General features: G+C 55.9%; 16 protein-coding genes. 11 read left to right on the top strand and 5 right to left on the bottom strand.

Annotated features, from left to right (window positions below):
• The first annotated feature begins 10 nt into the window (after positions 1-10).
• The 9 genes from QOL67_RS05755 to cysE all read left to right on the top strand — a co-directional run bounded on the left by QOL67_RS05755 (position 11) and on the right by cysE (position 8,467).
• Positions 11-424 (top strand): phage major tail protein, TP901-1 family, encoded by a 414-nt coding sequence (locus tag QOL67_RS05755; protein WP_283425017.1) that lies wholly within the window; start codon positions 11-13, stop codon positions 422-424.
• A 2-nt stretch (positions 425-426) separates the two neighbouring features.
• On the top strand, positions 427-762 hold the full coding sequence (locus QOL67_RS05750; RefSeq protein ID WP_283425016.1) for a gene transfer agent family protein: 336 nt from the start codon (positions 427-429) through the stop codon (positions 760-762).
• Positions 749-952 (top strand): rcc01693 family protein, encoded by a 204-nt coding sequence (locus QOL67_RS05745; protein ID WP_283425015.1) that lies wholly within the window; start codon positions 749-751, stop codon positions 950-952. The genes QOL67_RS05750 and QOL67_RS05745 overlap by 14 nt, the downstream gene beginning before the upstream one ends.
• On the top strand, positions 945-1,598 hold the full coding sequence (locus tag QOL67_RS05740; RefSeq protein WP_283425014.1) for a phage tail tape measure protein: 654 nt from the start codon (positions 945-947) through the stop codon (positions 1,596-1,598). The genes QOL67_RS05745 and QOL67_RS05740 overlap by 8 nt, the downstream gene beginning before the upstream one ends.
• 9 nt (positions 1,599-1,607) lie before the next feature.
• Positions 1,608-2,240, top strand: coding sequence for a DUF2460 domain-containing protein (locus QOL67_RS05735; protein ID WP_283425013.1), 633 nt, complete (start codon positions 1,608-1,610; stop codon positions 2,238-2,240).
• Complete coding sequence (locus QOL67_RS05730) at positions 2,240-3,127, top strand: DUF2163 domain-containing protein (protein WP_283425012.1); 888 nt, start codon at positions 2,240-2,242, stop codon at positions 3,125-3,127. The genes QOL67_RS05735 and QOL67_RS05730 overlap by 1 nt, the downstream gene beginning before the upstream one ends.
• The gene (locus QOL67_RS05725; protein WP_283425011.1) at positions 3,124-3,570 is read left to right on the top strand and encodes a C40 family peptidase; all 447 of its coding nucleotides are present in this window, start codon (positions 3,124-3,126) and stop codon (positions 3,568-3,570) included. The genes QOL67_RS05730 and QOL67_RS05725 overlap by 4 nt, the downstream gene beginning before the upstream one ends.
• Positions 3,571-3,600: 30 nt before the next feature.
• Entirely contained in the window at positions 3,601-7,524 is a 3,924-nt protein-coding gene (locus tag QOL67_RS05720) for a baseplate multidomain protein megatron (RefSeq protein WP_283425010.1), read from the top strand.
• Between the two features lie 127 nt (positions 7,525-7,651).
• Positions 7,652-8,467 (top strand): serine O-acetyltransferase, encoded by an 816-nt coding sequence (gene cysE, locus QOL67_RS05715; RefSeq protein ID WP_283425009.1) that lies wholly within the window; start codon positions 7,652-7,654, stop codon positions 8,465-8,467.
• Between the two features lie 67 nt (positions 8,468-8,534).
• Here cysE and QOL67_RS05710 read toward each other — a convergent pair whose 3' ends face one another.
• The 4 genes from QOL67_RS05710 to QOL67_RS05695 form a co-directional block, all read right to left on the bottom strand.
• Positions 8,535-9,848 carry a pyruvate dehydrogenase complex dihydrolipoamide acetyltransferase gene (locus tag QOL67_RS05710; RefSeq protein WP_283425008.1) on the bottom strand — a complete coding sequence of 438 codons (1,314 nt, stop codon included), beginning with the start codon at positions 9,846-9,848 and terminating at the stop codon, positions 8,535-8,537.
• 12 nt (positions 9,849-9,860) lie between these two features.
• Positions 9,861-11,231, bottom strand: coding sequence for a pyruvate dehydrogenase complex E1 component subunit beta (locus QOL67_RS05705; RefSeq protein WP_283425007.1), 1,371 nt, complete (start codon positions 11,229-11,231; stop codon positions 9,861-9,863).
• A gap of 20 nt (positions 11,232-11,251) precedes the next feature.
• Positions 11,252-12,241: a pyruvate dehydrogenase (acetyl-transferring) E1 component subunit alpha gene (gene pdhA / locus QOL67_RS05700; protein WP_283425006.1), complete on the bottom strand. Its 990-nt coding sequence runs from the start codon at positions 12,239-12,241 to the stop codon at positions 11,252-11,254.
• Between the two features lie 118 nt (positions 12,242-12,359).
• Positions 12,360-12,662, bottom strand: a complete 303-nt coding sequence (locus QOL67_RS05695; protein ID WP_283425005.1) for an FtsB family cell division protein — start codon at positions 12,660-12,662, stop codon at positions 12,360-12,362.
• A gap of 164 nt (positions 12,663-12,826) precedes the next feature.
• On the opposite strand from QOL67_RS05695, the gene QOL67_RS05690 reads away from it, so the two are divergent.
• Together QOL67_RS05690 and QOL67_RS05685 are read left to right on the top strand one after the other, a co-directional pair.
• Positions 12,827-14,446 carry an acyl-CoA dehydrogenase family protein gene (locus QOL67_RS05690; protein WP_283425004.1) on the top strand — a complete coding sequence of 540 codons (1,620 nt, stop codon included), beginning with the start codon at positions 12,827-12,829 and terminating at the stop codon, positions 14,444-14,446.
• A gap of 320 nt (positions 14,447-14,766) precedes the next feature.
• Positions 14,767-15,303 carry a hypothetical protein gene (locus tag QOL67_RS05685; protein WP_283425003.1) on the top strand — a complete coding sequence of 179 codons (537 nt, stop codon included), beginning with the start codon at positions 14,767-14,769 and terminating at the stop codon, positions 15,301-15,303.
• 139 nt (positions 15,304-15,442) lie between these two features.
• Here QOL67_RS05685 and QOL67_RS05680 read toward each other — a convergent pair whose 3' ends face one another.
• The gene (locus QOL67_RS05680; protein WP_283425002.1) at positions 15,443-16,336 is read right to left on the bottom strand and encodes a fructose bisphosphate aldolase; all 894 of its coding nucleotides are present in this window, start codon (positions 16,334-16,336) and stop codon (positions 15,443-15,445) included.
• Between the last annotated feature and the right edge of the window lie 21 nt (positions 16,337-16,357).

Raw genomic sequence — 16,357 nt, 5'->3', positions numbered from 1 at the left:
GAGAGAGATCATGGGTGCGCAAAATGGCAAAGACCTTCTGATCAAAGTGGACGTGACCGGAGCGGGTGGGTTTGAAACCATGGCCGGGCTTCGAGCGACGCGGATCAGTTTTAACGCGGAAAGTGTGGATGTGACATCGCTAGAAAGCCAGGGCGGCTGGCGTGAGCTGCTGGCTGGAGCTGGCATGAAATCGGCCGGGATCAGCGGGTCTGGTGTGTTCAAGGATGCCGCAACGGATGAGCGCGCGCGACAAATCTTCTTTGATGGCGAAACGCCGGACTTTCAGGTGATCATTCCAGATTTTGGGATTGTGGAGGGTGTGTTTCAGATCACGTCAATCGAATACGCAGGCAGCCACAATGGCGAAGCGACCTATGAGATGGCGATGTCCAGCGCCGGGGCGCTGAGTTTCTCGGCGGTGTGAACATGTCCAATCCGTTTGCAGGGGAAGTTTCGCTTGTTATCGATGGGCATCGGCATGTGCTCAAACTCACGCTTGGAGCATTGGCCGAGCTGGAGGCTGGCTTAGGGGCGGACACGTTAGTGGCGTTGATCGGGCGGTTTGAAGAGAGGCAGTTCTCTTCGCGGGATGTTCTGGCGTTGATTGTTGCCGGGCTACGTGGTGGCGGGTGGCAGGGGGATGCCAGTGACCTTTTCCAAGCTGAGATTGACGGCGGGGCATTGCAGGCAGCGCGGGTGGCAGCACAGCTTTTGGTGCGGGCGTTTGGGCCACTGAAGGCGGCGGATCATGGCAGCGTTTGATTGGTCGGAGCTTTTGACTGCCGGTGTACAACAGCTTGGTTTGAAGCCACACGAGTTCTGGCAACTGACACCGGCTGAGTTGGTGCTGATGCTGGGCCCAAATCGAGAGAATGGGTATCTGGCGCGGCCCGAACTTGAGCGGCTGATGACCGCGTTCCCCGATACGAAAGGAGAGCCAAATCATGGATGAACTCGAATCTTTTGAAGGGCAGTTGGACGCGTTGGAAACCAGTCTTGGTCAAGCCACCGATATGGTGGCTGGCTTTGACAGTGAACTGAGCAACATGCGCAAGGTTCTGGGTGGGGCGGGACAAGATGTAGCGTCGTTAGAGAAGAGCTTTGGGAAGGATTTGCGCAAAGTGTTCAGTGGGTTGGCTTTTGACGGTGTGAAGCTGTCGGATGCTTTGGAAACGCTTGCGAAATCCATGATGGATACCGCTTTCAATACGGCGATGAAGCCAGTTACGGATCAGCTCGGCAAAGTGGTGGCCACTGGCATTGGCGGGTTGGTGAGTAATCTATTGCCGTTTGAAAATGGGGCGTCCTTTACACAGGGGCGAGTGATGCCATTTGCCAATGGCGGAGTGGTCAACGGGCCAGTGACATTTCCCATGCGTGGGGGGCGCGGTTTGATGGGGGAAGCTGGGCCAGAGGCAATTCTGCCGCTCACGCGGGGAATGGATGGCAAGCTTGGCGTGCGCAGTCAGGGCGACAGCCGTCCTGTGCAAGTGGTGATGAATATCGCAACGCCAGATGTGGACGGTTTCCAACGTTCAAAAAGTCAGATCGCCACCCAGATGAGCCGTGCCTTGGGGCGAGCGAAACGCAACCGATAGGAGCCGGATATGAGTTTTCATGAAGTGCGATTTCCAGCCAATCTGAGTTTTGGCTCTATGGGAGGACCGCAACGGCGAACCGAGGTGGTGACGCTGGTGAATGGGTTTGAGGAACGCAACAGCCCTTGGGCGCATTCACGGCGACGGTATGACGCTGGTGTGGGGATGCGGTCGCTGGATGATGTTGAGGCGGTGATTGCGTTTTTTGAAGCGCGCCGGGGGCAGTTGCACGGCTTTCGGTGGAAAGATTGGGCTGACTTCAGATCTTGTGCGGCGTCAAAAGATGTCGGTCACAGTGATCAGGTGATCGGGCAGGGGGATGACGCCACCACGGCGTTTCAGTTGGTGAAGACATATCACTCGGGTGATCACCAATATCAGCGTCCGATCCGAAAACCTGTGGCCGGCAGTGTGACAGTTGGGGTGGAAAACACGGCGTTGCAGGGTGGTGTGGATTTTGACGTTGACCCAACAACTGGCATTGTGACCTTTGACACACCGCCGTTTCTCGGGGCTGAAATCACCGCTGGCTATGAGTTTGACGTGCCGGTGCGCTTTGATGCGGACAGTATTCAGACCAGCTTGGCAAGCTTCAAAGCGGGGGATCTTCCAAGTGTCCCGGTGATTGAGGTGCGGATCTGATGGCGTTTCAAGAAAACTTGTTGGCGCATTTGCAAACTGGCGCAACCACCGTTGCGCGGGCTTGGGGGATCACACGAAAAGATGGCGTGAAGCTAGGGTTCACGGATCACGATTGCGATCTGGCATTTGATGGGTTTCAGTTCAGGGCCGCGACCGGATTGACAGCGAGTGCAATTGAACAAGGCACGGGACTGTCGGTTGATAACGCTGAGGCAGTTGGGATGTTATCTGATGCGGCGGTGACGGATGAGGACATCGAAGCCGGGCTTTTGGATGATGCTGAAGTTGTGGCCTGGATGGTGAACTGGGCAAATGAAAGTGAACGCAGTGTGCTGTTTCGCGGGTCCCTAGGCGAAATCAAAAGAGCGGGTGGCGCGTTTATCGCGGAACTGCGCGGGTTGTCGGAGAAACTGAATGTGCCTCGCGGGCGTGTGTATCAGAAGCCGTGCACAGCAGTGCTTGGCGATCCGTCCTGTCGGTTTGATGTGTCCACTTCTGGGTTTCAGGTGCAAACCTCTGTCGAGCAAGTTGATCAACGTCGGCTTTTTGATTGTGGCGCGTTGGCCGGGTTTGAGATGGGTTGGTTCACGCGGGGACAGCTGCGTGTGGTGAGTGGATCTGCACAAGGCGCCCAAGGATTGATCAAGCGAGACTGGGTGGCAGAGCAGGGTGCGCGGCGAGTTGAACTTTGGGAGGACCTGCGGGTTGAGCTTCAAGCGGGTGATGAGGTGTTGCTGATTGCTGGCTGCGACAAACGGGTTTCAACCTGTCGCATGAAATTCTCCAATCTACTGAATTTTCAAGGGTTTCCAGATATTCCCGGCGAGGATTGGATCACCAGTTATCCTCGAAGGAGCGGGGGCAACACTGGCGGGAGCTTGCGATGAGGGAGTCTTGTGGGAGGCGTGCGGTGGTCGAAGCGAGGCGCTGGATTGGGACGCCCTATGTGCATCAAGCAAGTTGCAAGGGCGCCGGGACGGATTGTCTTGGACTGATTAGAGGGGTTTGGCGCGAGATGTATGGCGCGGAGCCTGAAAATGTACCGGCCTATACGCAGGATTGGTCAGAAGCCCATGGCACGGAAGTTCTTTGGGCAGGCGCGATGCGCAATCTGCTGGCCAAGGACCCGACAGACGAATCTTGCGGAGATATTTTGTTGTTTCGGATGGCCAGCGGCGCAGTGGCCAAACATCTGGGGATTGCAGGCAAGGTTGGGCCTGAGGCGACGGTGATCCACGCTTACTGCGGGCATGCGGTGATCGAGAGCCCGTTAAGTGCGCCATGGCGACGACGGATCGTGGCGCGGTTTCAATTTCCGGATCACGTGTAACGCGCAGCGGTCAAGTAAGGGAAATGAGTTATGGCAACAGTTATTTTGGCGGCTGCAGGGGCAGCGGTTGGCGGCGCGGTTGGTGGCGGTTTGGCAGGCGTGTCATCGGCAGCCATTGGGCAGTTGGCAGGTGCTACGCTGGGGCGAGTGATTGACCAGAAGCTGATGGGAGCCGGGTCCGATGTGATCGAGACGGGCAAGATCAACCGGTTTCGATTGACGGGGTCTGCGGAAGGCGCAGCGCAAGCGCGGGTATTTGGTCGGGTGCGGGTGGCAGGGCAAGTAATTTGGGCGACGCGGTTTCAGGAAAGTGTATCGGAAACCGGCGGCGGTAAAGGCATGCCGTCTCAGCCAAAAACGCGAAGCTACAGCTATTCAGTGTCGTTGGCGATCGCGTTGTGTGAAGGGGTAATCCTGCGCGTTGGGCGCATGTGGGCAGATGGTGTGGAGGTGGGGCTCGAGGAGTTCAATCTGCGTGTATACACAGGTGGAGCAGATCAAATGCCGGACCCAAAGATTGAAGCTGTTGAAGGGGCTGGAACTGTTCCAGCCTATCGCGGCACAGCGTATGTGATGATCGAAGATCTGCCGCTGGAACGATTTGGGAACAGGGTGCCTCAGTTCAATTTTGAAGTGGTGCGGGCGACCCCGGAGCACGTCCCAGAGAAAGCTTCGGACTACAGCGAAACTGTGAGAGCAGTGGCTTTGATGCCAGGCACCGGGGAGTATGCGTTGGCCACATCCCCGGTATATTGCAGCCACGAGGACGGAGAAACCCGGGTTGCGAATGAGCATACACCATCTGGTTTGACCAATTTTGTGACTTCTCTACAGGATATGCAGGAAGAGTTGCCCCAATGTGAAGCGGCGTCTTTGGTGGTGAGTTGGTTCGGGAGCGATCTGCGGATGGCCGAATGTGCGCTGCGTCCGAAAGTCGAAGATGTTGCCGTGGATGGGGACAACATGCCGTGGCAGGTGTCCGGCGTTTCGCGAGCGGCGGCGCAGGCGGTGGAGCAATTGGATGGCCGTCCGGTTTATGGCGGTACACCAGCTGATGCAGCGGTGGTTCAGGCGATCCAGCATATGACTGCGATCGGGACAAAGGTGACGTTTTATCCCTTTATCTTGATGGAGCAGATGGCAGAAAATGGTTTGTCCGATCCTTGGAGCAACGCGCCTGATCAACCGGTGTTGCCTTGGCGAGGGCGAATTACGGTGTCAAAAGCCCCTGGACGCAGTGGGTCGCCTGATGGGACGGCGCTGGCGGACGCCGAAGTGGCAGCGTTTTTTGGGTCAGCAACAGCTGCTGATTTTCAGGTGAATGGAGAGAGTGTCAGCTACAGTGGACCGGTTGAGTGGTCCTATCGCCGGTTCATTCTGCACTATGCGGCGTTGTGCGCGGCGGCGGGCGGTGTTGAGGCTTTTTGTATCGGGTCCGAGATGCGAGGCTTGACGCAGGTGCGCGGACTCTCAGGATTTTCGGCTGTTGCCGCTTTACGGGACTTGGCGCTGGAAGTGAGAACCCTATTGGGTCTATCCGTAAAACTGGGCTATGCAGCAGATTGGTCAGAGTATTTTGGCTATCACCCGCAGGATGGCTCAGGAGATGTTTACTTTCATCTAGACCCGCTGTGGGCCGATCCAAACATCGATTTCATCGGGATCGACAACTACATGCCGTTGTCGGATTGGCGCGACAATTCGGATCATTTGGATGCCCTGACTGGGCGCGGTCCTCAGGATGTTGAATACCTGAAAGCCAATATTGAGGGTGGGGAAGGCTATGATTGGTTTTACCCGTCTGAAGACGCGCGCGCGGCGCAGAGGCGATCGGAAATAACCGATGGGGCGCATCAAGAACCTTGGGTGTTTCGCTACAAAGATCTGCGCAACTGGTGGGGGCAAGATCATCATGATCGGGTTGCAGGTGTTCGGCTGGCGCAACCTACAATGTGGGTGCCGCAATCCAAGCCAATCTGGTTCACTGAAATTGGTTGTGCGGCAATAGATAAAGGGCCCAATCAGCCCAACAAGTTCTTAGATGACAAGTCGTCAGAGTCGGCCATCCCACATTTTTCTACGGGGTTGCGCAACGATGAGGTGCAACAACGGTACTATCAGGCGATTTTTGAGCACTACAGTGATGCGGCGGTGAACCCGATTTCAAGTGTTTACGGCGCGCCGATGGTCGATCGTGATCACATGTTTGCCTGGGCCTGGGACGCACGGCCGTTCCCGGCGTTTCCAAACGCGCAGGACCATTGGAGCGATGGTGGAAATTATGCCAAAGGTCATTGGATTAATGGTCGCGTGACCAACCGCTCGCTCGCTTCGGTGGTTGAGGAGGTTTGCCTAAATGCAGGGATTTCCGCCTATGACGTGTCCGGCTTGCGGGGTGTGGTTCGGGGGTTTTTGCAGAAGGACGTGGCTGATGGCAGAGCCGCATTGCAGCCTTTGATGTTACGCCACGGGTTTGATGCGGTTGAGCGCGACGGGGTGTTGCGGTTTGCCATGCGGTCTGACCAATCCAAAGTGACAATTGATACGGAGTGCCTTGTCGCGTCTGAGGAGATTGAGGGGGACGTTGAATTCAGTCGCCAGGCTGATGCGGAGCTGGCAGGGCGGGTAAGATTGAGCTTTGTACAGGCAGAGCAAGATTTCGGGACGGTTTCTGAGGAGGCTGTGTTGCATGATGAAGCTACTTTCGCCGTAGCGCATAGTGACGTCGAAGAAGTTCTGACCCGTGGAGAAGGGCGGCAAACCGCAGAGCGGTGGCTTGCGGAAGCGCGGGTGGCGCGCGATCGCGTAAAGCTGGCTCTACCGCCAAGCCGGATCAATGTTGGTGCGGGTGACCTTCTCGAAATGACTTCTGGATCAGGGGTGCAGCAAAACTTTCGGCTTGATCGATTGACACAACAAGGGGCTCAAGTCTTGGAAGGTGCCCGTACGGAGTTGGCGCTGTACAAACCTTCGGAAATGGAAGAAGAGGTTGCGCCAAAAAGTAGATTTGTGCCGCCGGTACCCGTTCAGAGCTTGTTCTTGGATCTGCCTTTGATGACCGGCGAGGAGGTGCCACATGCGCCCCACATTGCGGTCACAGGTCGCCCTTGGCCGGGGGCGGTTGCGATTTACTCCAGTGGGAGCGACGAGGGGTACGAATTGAATGCCTTAATTGAAGGGAGCGCAATTGTTGGAACCACTGAAACAGCTCTTGCGCGGGCCGGTGCTGGGACTTGGGATCGGGGTGCCGCCTTGCAGGTGAGAATGGTCAATGGAGCGCTGCGCAGTGTGAGCGAAATGGATGTGTTCAATGGCAAAAATGTTGCTTTTGTCGGGGATGGCCAACCGGACAGGTGGGAGGTGTTTCAGTATCAGGACGCGGAGCTGATTGGTGAAAATCGATACACTCTTTCCCGGCGTTTGCGTGGTCAGCTGGGGTCGGATGCAATAGCGCCTGCGGTTTGGCCGATCGGAAGTTGGGTTGTGTTTCTATCGTCTAAGGTCACCCAAATTTTGCTGCAGAGGCAGACCAGAGGGCAGCCTCTGAACTTTAGGATTGGTCCCGCACAAAGGGGACTTCATGATTCAAGTTTTACGCATCATGGTGAAACCTTTTCTGGAGTTGGATTGCGGCCATATGCTCCGGTTCATTTGAGGTGTGGGACTTTTCTCAACGGTGACATCGGATTGAACTGGATCAGGCGCACTCGGATCGACGCAGATTCCTGGGACGGGTATGAGGTACCGCTTGGCGAGGAAAGTGAACTCTACTTGCTGCGTATTCGGCGCGGCTCGGACGTATTGAGAGAGGTCCACATCTCTGAGCCACAATGGTTATATTCAACTGCGGATCAGGCTGTGGACGGGGGGCTTGCGGATGTAGTGGCAGAGGTTTCTCAGGTTTCTTCAGTGACTGGGCCGGGGCCGTTTCGGTCAATACCTTTAGGCAATTGATCGCATCAGTCGCATAGGTTCACCAATTTGTGTTTCATTCGATTTGGTTTTTGCTGCGTTCACGCCTTTGAATTTGCGGCTTTCTGCTTAGGTGGTGTAGACTGGCAGGGAGAATGAGGGGACCAAAATGGCTGAGATGCAACCCAAAGTGACCGAACTTGATCCGGTCTGGCAGCAAATTACGCGCGAAGCTGAGGACGCTGTGAAAGAAGAGCCGTTGATGGGCGGATTGGTGCATGCATGTGTGTTGCACCATCGCACAATTGAGCGGGCTCTGAGCTATCGTTTTGCAGCTAAGCTATCGTCAAATGAGATGTCGATGGTGATCCTGCGCGAGATTGCTGACGAGGCGTTTGCGTCTGATCCGGCGATTGCTGAATCAGCGCGGGCTGATCTGAGTGCAATCTACGATCGTGACCCGGCGTGCCATCGACTATTGCAGCCGATCCTGTATTTCAAAGGGTACCAAGCGGTCCAGGCTTACCGGATTGGGAATTGGCTCTGGCGACAGGGACGAACCGATTTGGCTTATTTCATCCAGATGCGCACCAGCGAGATCTTTGGAATCGACATTCATCCGGCGGCCAAAATTGGCAAAGGCATTATGATCGACCACGCGCATTCGATTGTGATCGGTGAGACTGCGGTGGTCGGAGACAATGTGTCGATGTTGCATTCGGTGACACTTGGTGGGACCGGGAAAGAAGAAGAGGACCGCCACCCCAAGATTGGCGATGGTGTACTAATTGGTGCGGGCGCTAAAGTGCTTGGCAACATCACAGTTGGGCATTGCAGCCGTGTGGCGGCTGGTTCGGTTGTATTGCAGGAAGTGCCGCCCTGTTCCACCGTGGCGGGCGTTCCGGCCAAGGTGGTCGGCGAAGCGGGGTGTGATCAGCCTGCGGTGAATATGAATCAGGATATTGGCGACTGTAGCAACGGCTAACAGGGTGTTGATTTGAAAAGAAAAAGTACCGCTTGATGCGGTCCTTTTTGTCGTTTGGTTGTTTGGCTTATGCTAACATGGCCATTGGGTTTTCCAGATTGTCGACAATCGCGTTCAACAACTGGGCGCCCAACGCCCCATCGATCACACGGTGATCGACCGACAGAGTTACAGACATCACTGTCGCGACTTCTAGATCGCCCTCAGCATTCACAACCGGCTTTTTGGTACCGGCCCCAACCGCCAGGATCGCGCCATGCGGCGGGTTGATCACCGCGTCGAAGTTGTCGATGCCAAACATGCCAAGGTTGGAGATGGCAAAGCTGCCGCCCTGATACTCATGCGGGGCCAGTTTGCGATCCCGCGCGCGAGTGGCGAGGTCTTTCATCTCCGCCGACAGGGCCGAAAGAGATTTCATCTCAGCGTCTTTCAGGACCGGAGTGAACAAACCACCTTCGATGGCCACCGCAACTGCCACGTCCGATGGTGACAGCTTCAGGATGCGGTCGTTGGCCCAAACGGCGTTGGCGTCCGGCACCTCTTGCAATGCAAGTGCGCAGGCTTTGATGATGAAGTCATTCACAGACAGCTTTGCACCACGTTTCTCCAGCTGTTTGTTGAGCTGGCTGCGGAACGCCAACAGAGCATCGAGTTTGATATCGCGGCGCAGATAGAAATGCGGGATCGACTGTTTGGCCTCGGTGAGGCGTGCGGCAATGGTTTTGCGCATACCGTTCAGCGCGACCTCTTCGAAGTCGCGATCCGCGTACATTTTGAGCACGGTTTCGGCATCTGGACCGGCAGGCAGTTTTGCTGCAGGGGCAGGCGCGGAAGATGGTGCAGCGACAGTCGCGGTTGGTTTGGATGCTGGGGCCGCGGTTGCGCCTTCGACGTCAACTTTCACAATGCGCCCGCGAGGTCCAGAACCTTGAATGCCAGATAGATCGAGGCCTTTGTTGGCCGCAATGCGTCTTGCCAAAGGAGAGGCAAAGACACGGCTTCCACCGGCGGACAGAGGCGCGGCAGGTGCCGTCGGAACAGGAGTAGCGGCGGCGTCGGTGACGGCTTCCGTCTTCAGCGCCTCTTCAGGCGCCGGTGCTGATGCCGAGGCCACAGCCCCAATATCACCAGCGCTTTCGCCGTCTTCGAGCAAAACCGCAATCGGCGAGTTCACAGCAACGCCTTCGGAGCCTTCCGGCACAAGGATTTTGCCAATCACGCCGTCTTCAACAGCTTCAAATTCCATCGTGGCCTTGTCGGTTTCGATCTCCGCCAACAGGTCGCCGGAGGAGACTTCGTCACCTTCCTTGACCAGCCATTTGGCCAATGTGCCTTCTTCCATTGTGGGGGAAAGGGCGGGCATGAGGATTTCAATGGGCATATCCGTGTCTCCTCAGCGATAGGTTACTTGTTTAACAGCGGCGACGACCTCATCCGTGGTTGTCAGCGCCAGTTTTTCGAGGTTGGCCGCATAAGGCATTGGGACGTCTTTGCCCGTGCAGTTGATTACCGGAGCGTCCAGATAGTCAAATGCGCGTTCCATTATGGTGGCGGAAAGGTGATTACCGATGGAACCCACCGGCCAGCCTTCTTCCACAGTCACACAGCGGTTGGTTTTCATCACAGAGGCGATCACAGTGTCGTAGTCTATTGGGCGCAGGGTGCGCAGGTCGATCACTTCAGCGGAGATGCCGTCTTCCGCAAGCTTATCTGCGGCTTCAAGCGCGTAGTGCATGCCGATGCCAAAGCTCACAATGGTCACGTCAGAACCTTCGCGCCAGATGCGGGCCTTGCCAAACGGAATAGTGAAATCATCCATGTCGGGCACTTCGAAGCTCCGCCCGTACATGATCTCGTTTTCAAGAAAGATGACTGGGTTTGGATCGCGGATCGCCGATTTTAGCAAGCCTTTGGCGTCTGAGGCTGAATAGGGCATCGCTACCTTGAGGCCTGGAATTTGTGCGTACCAAGCAGCATAATCCTGGCTATGTTGCGCGCCGACGCGGGCGGCTGCGCCGTTGGGGCCGCGGAACACCATTGGGGCACCCATCTGACCGCCGGACATATAAAGTGTTTTTGCGGCAGAATTGATAATCTGGTCAATGGCTTGCATGGCGAAGTTAAATGTCATGAATTCAACAATTGGTTTTAAACCACCAAAAGCCGCACCAACTGCGATACCGGCAAAACCGTGCTCGGTAATTGGTGTGTCAATCACGCGCTTGCTGCCGAACTCATCCAAAAGACCTTGGCTGATCTTATAGGCGCCTTGATATTCTGCGACTTCTTCACCCATCAAATAGACGTCTTCGTCGCCTCGCATTTCCTCAGCCATGGCATCGCGTAAGGCTTCGCGCACGGTTTGGGTTTTCATCGGGGTGCCTTGGGGCCAATCCGGTGTCAGGTCGGGCGTGGGAGGCGCAGGAGCAGCCTGTGCGGGCGCTGCGGCAGGTGCTGTGGCGGCCGGCGCCGCCTCGTCGGGCGCGACAACAGGGGTAGCCTCAATTGCGCTCACGTCTTCACCGTCTTCGGCGAGGATGGCAATCGCCGTGTTCACGGCAACACCTTCGGTGCCTTCAGTCACGAGGATTTTGCCAATTACACCTTCGTCGACGGCCTCGAACTCCATTGTGGCTTTGTCAGTTTCAATTTCTGCAAGGATGTCACCAGATTGCACGGTGTCGCCCTCTTTGACTAGCCATTTGGCCAGGGTGCCTTCTTCCATCGTGGGAGAGAGGGCGGGCATGAGAATTTCGGTAGCCATTTAAAAGTCCTCTCGTCAGCTTACGCGTAAATATCGGTCCAGAGTTCTGCCTCATCCGGCAGCGGGCTCTCTTTGGCAAAATCAGCCGAGGCATTCACGATGGCTTTTATCTCTTTATCAATCGCCTTCAGGTCATCTTCGGTGGCATGTTTACCGGTCAGAAGCAGTTGACGCACGTTTTCAATTGGGTCGCGTTCCTCGCGCATTTTCTGCACTTCCTCACGGGTGCGGTACTTGGCGGGATCGGACATGGAGTGGCCGCGATAGCGATAGGTTTTGACCTCAAGGATGTAGGGGCCTTTGCCTGAGCGGCAGTGTTTCACAGCTCTCTCACTGGCATCTTTGACAGCCAGAACGTCCATACCGTCGACCATTTCCCCTGGAATACCAAAGGCTTCTCCTCGCTTGTAAATGTCTTGAGAGGAGGTGGAACGGGCTTGGGCGGTGCCCATGGCGTATTGGTTGTTTTCGATCACAAAAATCACCGGCAAGTCCCAAAGCGCGGCCATGTTGAATGTCTCATAGACTTGGCCTTGATTTGCGGCACCGTCACCAAAGTAGGTGAAAGTCACGCGGCTGTTGTCTTTGTATTTGTCTGCAAACGCGAGGCCCGCGCCAAGGGGAACTTGTGCACCAACGATGCCGTGGCCGCCGTAAAAATGCTTCTCTTTCGAGAACATATGCATTGAACCGCCTTTGCCTTTGGAGTAGCCACCTTCGCGCCCCGTAAGCTCCGCCATTACGCCGTTGGCGTCCATACCGCAGGCCAGCATGTGGCCGTGGTCGCGATAAGATGTGATCCGCTTGTCACCATCTTCAGTCGCGGCCTCAAGGCCAACAACCACCGCTTCCTGACCGATATAGAGGTGACAGAACCCGCCAATCAAACCCATGCCGTAAAGCTGGCCGGCTTTCTCTTCGAAGCGGCGGATCAACAGCATGTCGCGGTAGTATTGCGTGAGTTCTTCGCCCGAGACGTTGGGCTTCTTTGCAGCACGTTTTGCCGCCATGGTGGCTCCTCCCAAAGACAAATTGGTTTAGCGTTAAACCAAACTTGTGAGAAGGGTAACGGATCGCCGCATGGGTTGCGAGTGGAAAAAGGTCTGTAATGTCAGAACGCTAGCGGATTCAGCGAATAACAAGCTCGTCCGCGCGGATCATTCCAAGCACGTCACGGGCTTGTTGGTCCAGCAAATCAAGGTCCAAATAGCTATCAGAGAGGCGACGGGTGAGGTTTTCCATGTGAGTCACTTCCGCCTGCGCCAAAGCCAGTTCTGCTTCGAGCTGCTGCTTCTCTGCCAGAATCTCGACACGACGAAACAGGCCATAATCACCCTGCACGGCGGCGAAAGTGAAGTAGGTCGCCAACGTAAAAGCGATGCCAAAAAACGCAAGCGCGCCAAGGGCCGGTTTGGTGGAAGATGCTGTCATTCTTGCCTCTGAGTGCGCCTTTGCGGCGTCTGGTTTCTTTATATCTTAGGTGATTCGCTCTGTGAATCCCTTAACAGCAAGTTTTTTCATTTATTTTTGTGACGTGACGGGAATGTTGGCAGAGTGGTGTTCTGAGGTCAGGCTGGGTGCGGGAGGAGCCAGATATGACCATATCACAGCCGGTGTCGCAGTTAGGATCACATGAGGTTTTTAACCAACCTGAACCGCAGCGCGCGATGGATCTTTGGAGGCAGGATCGGGCGCTGAGAGAGCATGCGATTGCAGCCGGTGCACGGGGAGAACATCTGGCGCAAGTAGGAGGCAAATGGGGTGGTGAAACCTTGCGACAGGCGGCAGAAGACGCGCGGCGCGATGTGCCGCGATTGAAGACGTTTGATCGCTCTGGACGACGTGTAGATGAAGTGGAGTTCCACCCTGGATATCACGCGGTGATGCAAGCTGGATTGGAAGCGGGCTACGCTTCTGCAGCTTGGGACGGGAAGGCGGGTGGACATGCGACCCATGCGGTTCTGACCTATTACATGGCGCAGTTGGAGCCGGGTGTGGCTTGTCCTCTGACAATGACTTACGCGGCGGTGCCCGCGTTGCGTCATCAGCCGGATCTGGCGGCGGTTTGGACACCGCTTTTGACCTCTGGGGTCTATGATCCAAGTACAACGCCCATTGCGACTAAACGGGGCGCCACGCTGGGTATGGCCATGACGGAGAAACAAGGTGGGTCCGATGTGCGAGCCAACACCACGCGAGCCAGCAAAGACGGCGCCGCGTATCGGCTGAATGGGCACAAGTGGTTCTGTTCCGCGTCGATGTGTGACGGGTTCCTGACGCTAGCGCAGGCGGCGGGCGGGCTGACCTGTTTTCTAGTGCCACGCTGGCTGGAGGGTGAGCGCAATGGCATTCAGATTCAACGGCTTAAGGACAAGTTGGGCAATAAGGCCAATGCCAGTAGTGAGATCGAATATCACAATGCGCTGGCGTACCGCGTTGGAGCCGAGGGCGCCGGGGTGCGGACCATCATCGAGATGGTGCACCACACACGGTTGGATACGGTTTTGGCCCCGGCAGGGCTGATGCGGGCAGCGATACAAGAAGCACATTGGTGGGTGTCTTCGCGCTCAGCTTTTCAAAAGCGGCTGATTGACCAGCCGTTGATGCGCGCTGTGCTGGCTGATTTGGCGGTGGACACAGAGGCGGCGCTGTCGGTGGGCATGTTCTTGGCCAGCGCGTTTGATCGGGACGATGCAGAGAGCCGGGCGCTGGCGCGAATTGGCGTTGCGCTGGCAAAATACCTCAACAACAAACGCTGTATTGGCGTGATTGCCGAGGCGATGGAGATGCTGGGCGGCATGGGTTACGTCGAGGAGACACCGATGCCGATGCTTTATCGGGAGGCGCCGCTCAATGGCATCTGGGAAGGCTCTGGCAACGTAATTTGCCTGGACGTGTTGCGCGCGTTGATGAAAGAGCCGATGGCGGGTGAGGTGCTGATGACTGTGCTGTCGTCGATGACCGGATCTGATGCCCGCTATGATGCGGCCTTAAAGGCGCATATGGCGCGCTGGCCGGGGTTTCCGACAGAGGCTGAGGCGCGGTGGTTTGTGGAGAGTCTGGCAGTACTTCTAACTGCGGCAAGTTTGATGAAATCGGCGCCGTCTGCGGTGGCCGAGGGCTATGTTGGCTCGCGAGTTGCAGGGGATCGCGGGGTGTTTCCCGGAGCAGTGCGCGGGATGGACGTGGACGCCATCATTGAACGGTTGGGGTAGGGCGTTAACCCGGCCAAAAATGGCGATATTGGACGTCGGTAATGTGTCTGTATCGCGACTGTTTTGCAGAGGTGCATATTTGGGGCGTGCAATGCGTTGCGTTTATGAACGCAACGGACGGTGCGTTTTTCTGATTTGAACGGAGCTTTTGGCTTTGAAACACCGATTGTCGCATTCGAAAATCTTAAAAGGCGCTCTGCAGAGAGTGGTTCCTGCGTGGTAGACCAAACGCTGGTTATCCTCTACCCTAACAAGAAAATTACCAAAAGGGACCGGTCGGAAGATCAGTTCGAAACTCATTTGAGGAAGGAATATTGCCAATGACCAATTTGAAACTCGTTCAGTCTCTGTTTTCCAGTATGACCGCAGGAATTGCGATGTTTGCAGCGTCCGTGGTTTACGCTTCGGATGAAAACGTCCTGCCAACCACGGACGACAGCGTTGAGACATATCTGAGTTCAAAGTACTGGACCGTCTTTAAAAACACCTCGCGGCACTCCTGTTTCATTGAATGGCGCAGTGAAAATAGCGTTGTTCAGGCTGGGTTAACGAAGGCGCAGGATGCTGGATATCTGGGTGCCTTCGTGAAAGATGTTGAGCCGCCCAAAGGGGAGAGCGCCATCGCTATTGTGTTAAATGGCAATCTCTATACCGGCAACGCTTCCACTGTGTCGCAATCGTTGGCCGGTGGTTTCAAAGGCGGTTACATCGTTTTTGACAACCCGGCATTTGTGACTGATCTTGAGAAAGCCCGCGAATTTGTGGCGTTCCAAGGGTCGCCTCGCGCTATCACCGTGAAACTGAAAACGCCCAAGAACGCGATCGAAAGAGCGCAGGAGTGTATGGCAAGCTTTTGAGGCTACAGGTGGGATGGCGCGGTGTTCCGCTTCAGGAACAGTTGACGGCTGACATGTCCTGATCGCAAGAATTATAGATCAACCAAACAATGAAGGCGCCCCGAAATGGAGCGCCTTTTTTGATTTCTGTTGTTGCGCTTTAGCCTGCGATGGAGGCCTTGTAGATGCCGTCGATGCTGTCCGCGATTGTGGCGGCAAACTCGTCGTCGCTTTGTTGGGCAGACAGGCCTTCGGTCAGGGCGCGGGAAAAGCTGGCGATCATGCCAGTATTCTCGGTGAGTTTGGCATTGGCTTCTTCGCGAGAATAACCGCCAGACAGCGCCACAACTTTCATCACGCGTGGGTGGTCAACCAAGGTTTTGTACTGGTTGGATTTGGAGGGCAGGGTCAATTTGAGCATGACCTGCTGATCTTCGGGCAGGATGTCCAGTGCAGCGGTCAGTTCGGCCAGAAGGATGTCTTCGGCCTCCGCCTTGTCTGCAATAGAGATGGTTACTTCGGGCTCGATGATGGGCATCAGGCCGTGGCGGATGATCTGCTCACCAACCATAAACTGCTGCGCCACAATTGCGCGGATGCCGTCTGCGTTGGCGGCGGAAATCACGGAGCGCATTTTGGTGCCAAACACACCTTTGGCGGCGGCGCGTTCACACAAGGTGTCGAGCTCTGGCATCGGTTTCATCATCTGAACACCGTTGGCCTCAGCTTCGAGACCTTTGTCGACCTTCAGGAAGGGCACAACCCCGCGTTGCTCCCACATGTAGGTCGGAGTAGGGGTGCCGTCGATGTCGCGATCCATGGTCATTTCAAACAGGATTGCGCCAACCACTTTGTCGCCAGTGAAGGCGGGGGCCTGCGCAATGCGGGAGCGCATGCCGTGGATCAGGTCAAACATTTCGGCGTCGGTGCTGAAGGCATCTGCGTTCACGCCGTAGAGGCCAAGCGCCTTAGGGGTTGAGCCGCCGGATTGGTCCAAGGCTGCGATGAAGCCTTGGCCTTTGGAGATTTTTTCTGCTTGAGCTTGGTTTGACATATCTGTCCCCAGTCAAAAAGT

Source organism: Shimia sagamensis (genome assembly GCF_900182745.1).
Classification (GTDB): Bacteria; Pseudomonadota; Alphaproteobacteria; order Rhodobacterales; family Rhodobacteraceae; genus Shimia; species Shimia sagamensis.
Note: the sequence above shows the minus strand (reverse complement) of the source record. Positions and strands in the feature narration are given on the sequence as shown.

Excerpts from the sequence above, each read along its gene's own strand:
- QOL67_RS05755 (WP_283425017.1), top strand. The coding sequence starts at position 11 with ATGGGTGCGCAAAATGGCAAAGACCTTCTGATCAAAGTGGACGTGACC.
- QOL67_RS05750 (WP_283425016.1), top strand. The coding sequence starts at position 427 with ATGTCCAATCCGTTTGCAGGGGAAGTTTCGCTTGTTATCGATGGGCAT.
- QOL67_RS05745 (WP_283425015.1), top strand. The coding sequence starts at position 749 with ATGGCAGCGTTTGATTGGTCGGAGCTTTTGACTGCCGGTGTACAACAG.
- QOL67_RS05740 (WP_283425014.1), top strand. The coding sequence starts at position 945 with ATGGATGAACTCGAATCTTTTGAAGGGCAGTTGGACGCGTTGGAAACC.
- QOL67_RS05735 (WP_283425013.1), top strand. The coding sequence starts at position 1,608 with ATGAGTTTTCATGAAGTGCGATTTCCAGCCAATCTGAGTTTTGGCTCT.
- QOL67_RS05730 (WP_283425012.1), top strand. The coding sequence starts at position 2,240 with ATGGCGTTTCAAGAAAACTTGTTGGCGCATTTGCAAACTGGCGCAACC.
- QOL67_RS05725 (WP_283425011.1), top strand. The coding sequence starts at position 3,124 with ATGAGGGAGTCTTGTGGGAGGCGTGCGGTGGTCGAAGCGAGGCGCTGG.
- QOL67_RS05720 (WP_283425010.1), top strand. The coding sequence starts at position 3,601 with ATGGCAACAGTTATTTTGGCGGCTGCAGGGGCAGCGGTTGGCGGCGCG.
- cysE (WP_283425009.1), top strand. The coding sequence starts at position 7,652 with ATGGCTGAGATGCAACCCAAAGTGACCGAACTTGATCCGGTCTGGCAG.
- QOL67_RS05710 (WP_283425008.1), bottom strand. The coding sequence starts at position 9,848 with ATGCCCATTGAAATCCTCATGCCCGCCCTTTCCCCCACAATGGAAGAA.
- QOL67_RS05705 (WP_283425007.1), bottom strand. The coding sequence starts at position 11,231 with ATGGCTACCGAAATTCTCATGCCCGCCCTCTCTCCCACGATGGAAGAA.
- pdhA (WP_283425006.1), bottom strand. The coding sequence starts at position 12,241 with ATGGCGGCAAAACGTGCTGCAAAGAAGCCCAACGTCTCGGGCGAAGAA.
- QOL67_RS05695 (WP_283425005.1), bottom strand. The coding sequence starts at position 12,662 with ATGACAGCATCTTCCACCAAACCGGCCCTTGGCGCGCTTGCGTTTTTT.
- QOL67_RS05690 (WP_283425004.1), top strand. The coding sequence starts at position 12,827 with ATGACCATATCACAGCCGGTGTCGCAGTTAGGATCACATGAGGTTTTT.
- QOL67_RS05685 (WP_283425003.1), top strand. The coding sequence starts at position 14,767 with ATGACCAATTTGAAACTCGTTCAGTCTCTGTTTTCCAGTATGACCGCA.
- QOL67_RS05680 (WP_283425002.1), bottom strand. The coding sequence starts at position 16,336 with ATGTCAAACCAAGCTCAAGCAGAAAAAATCTCCAAAGGCCAAGGCTTC.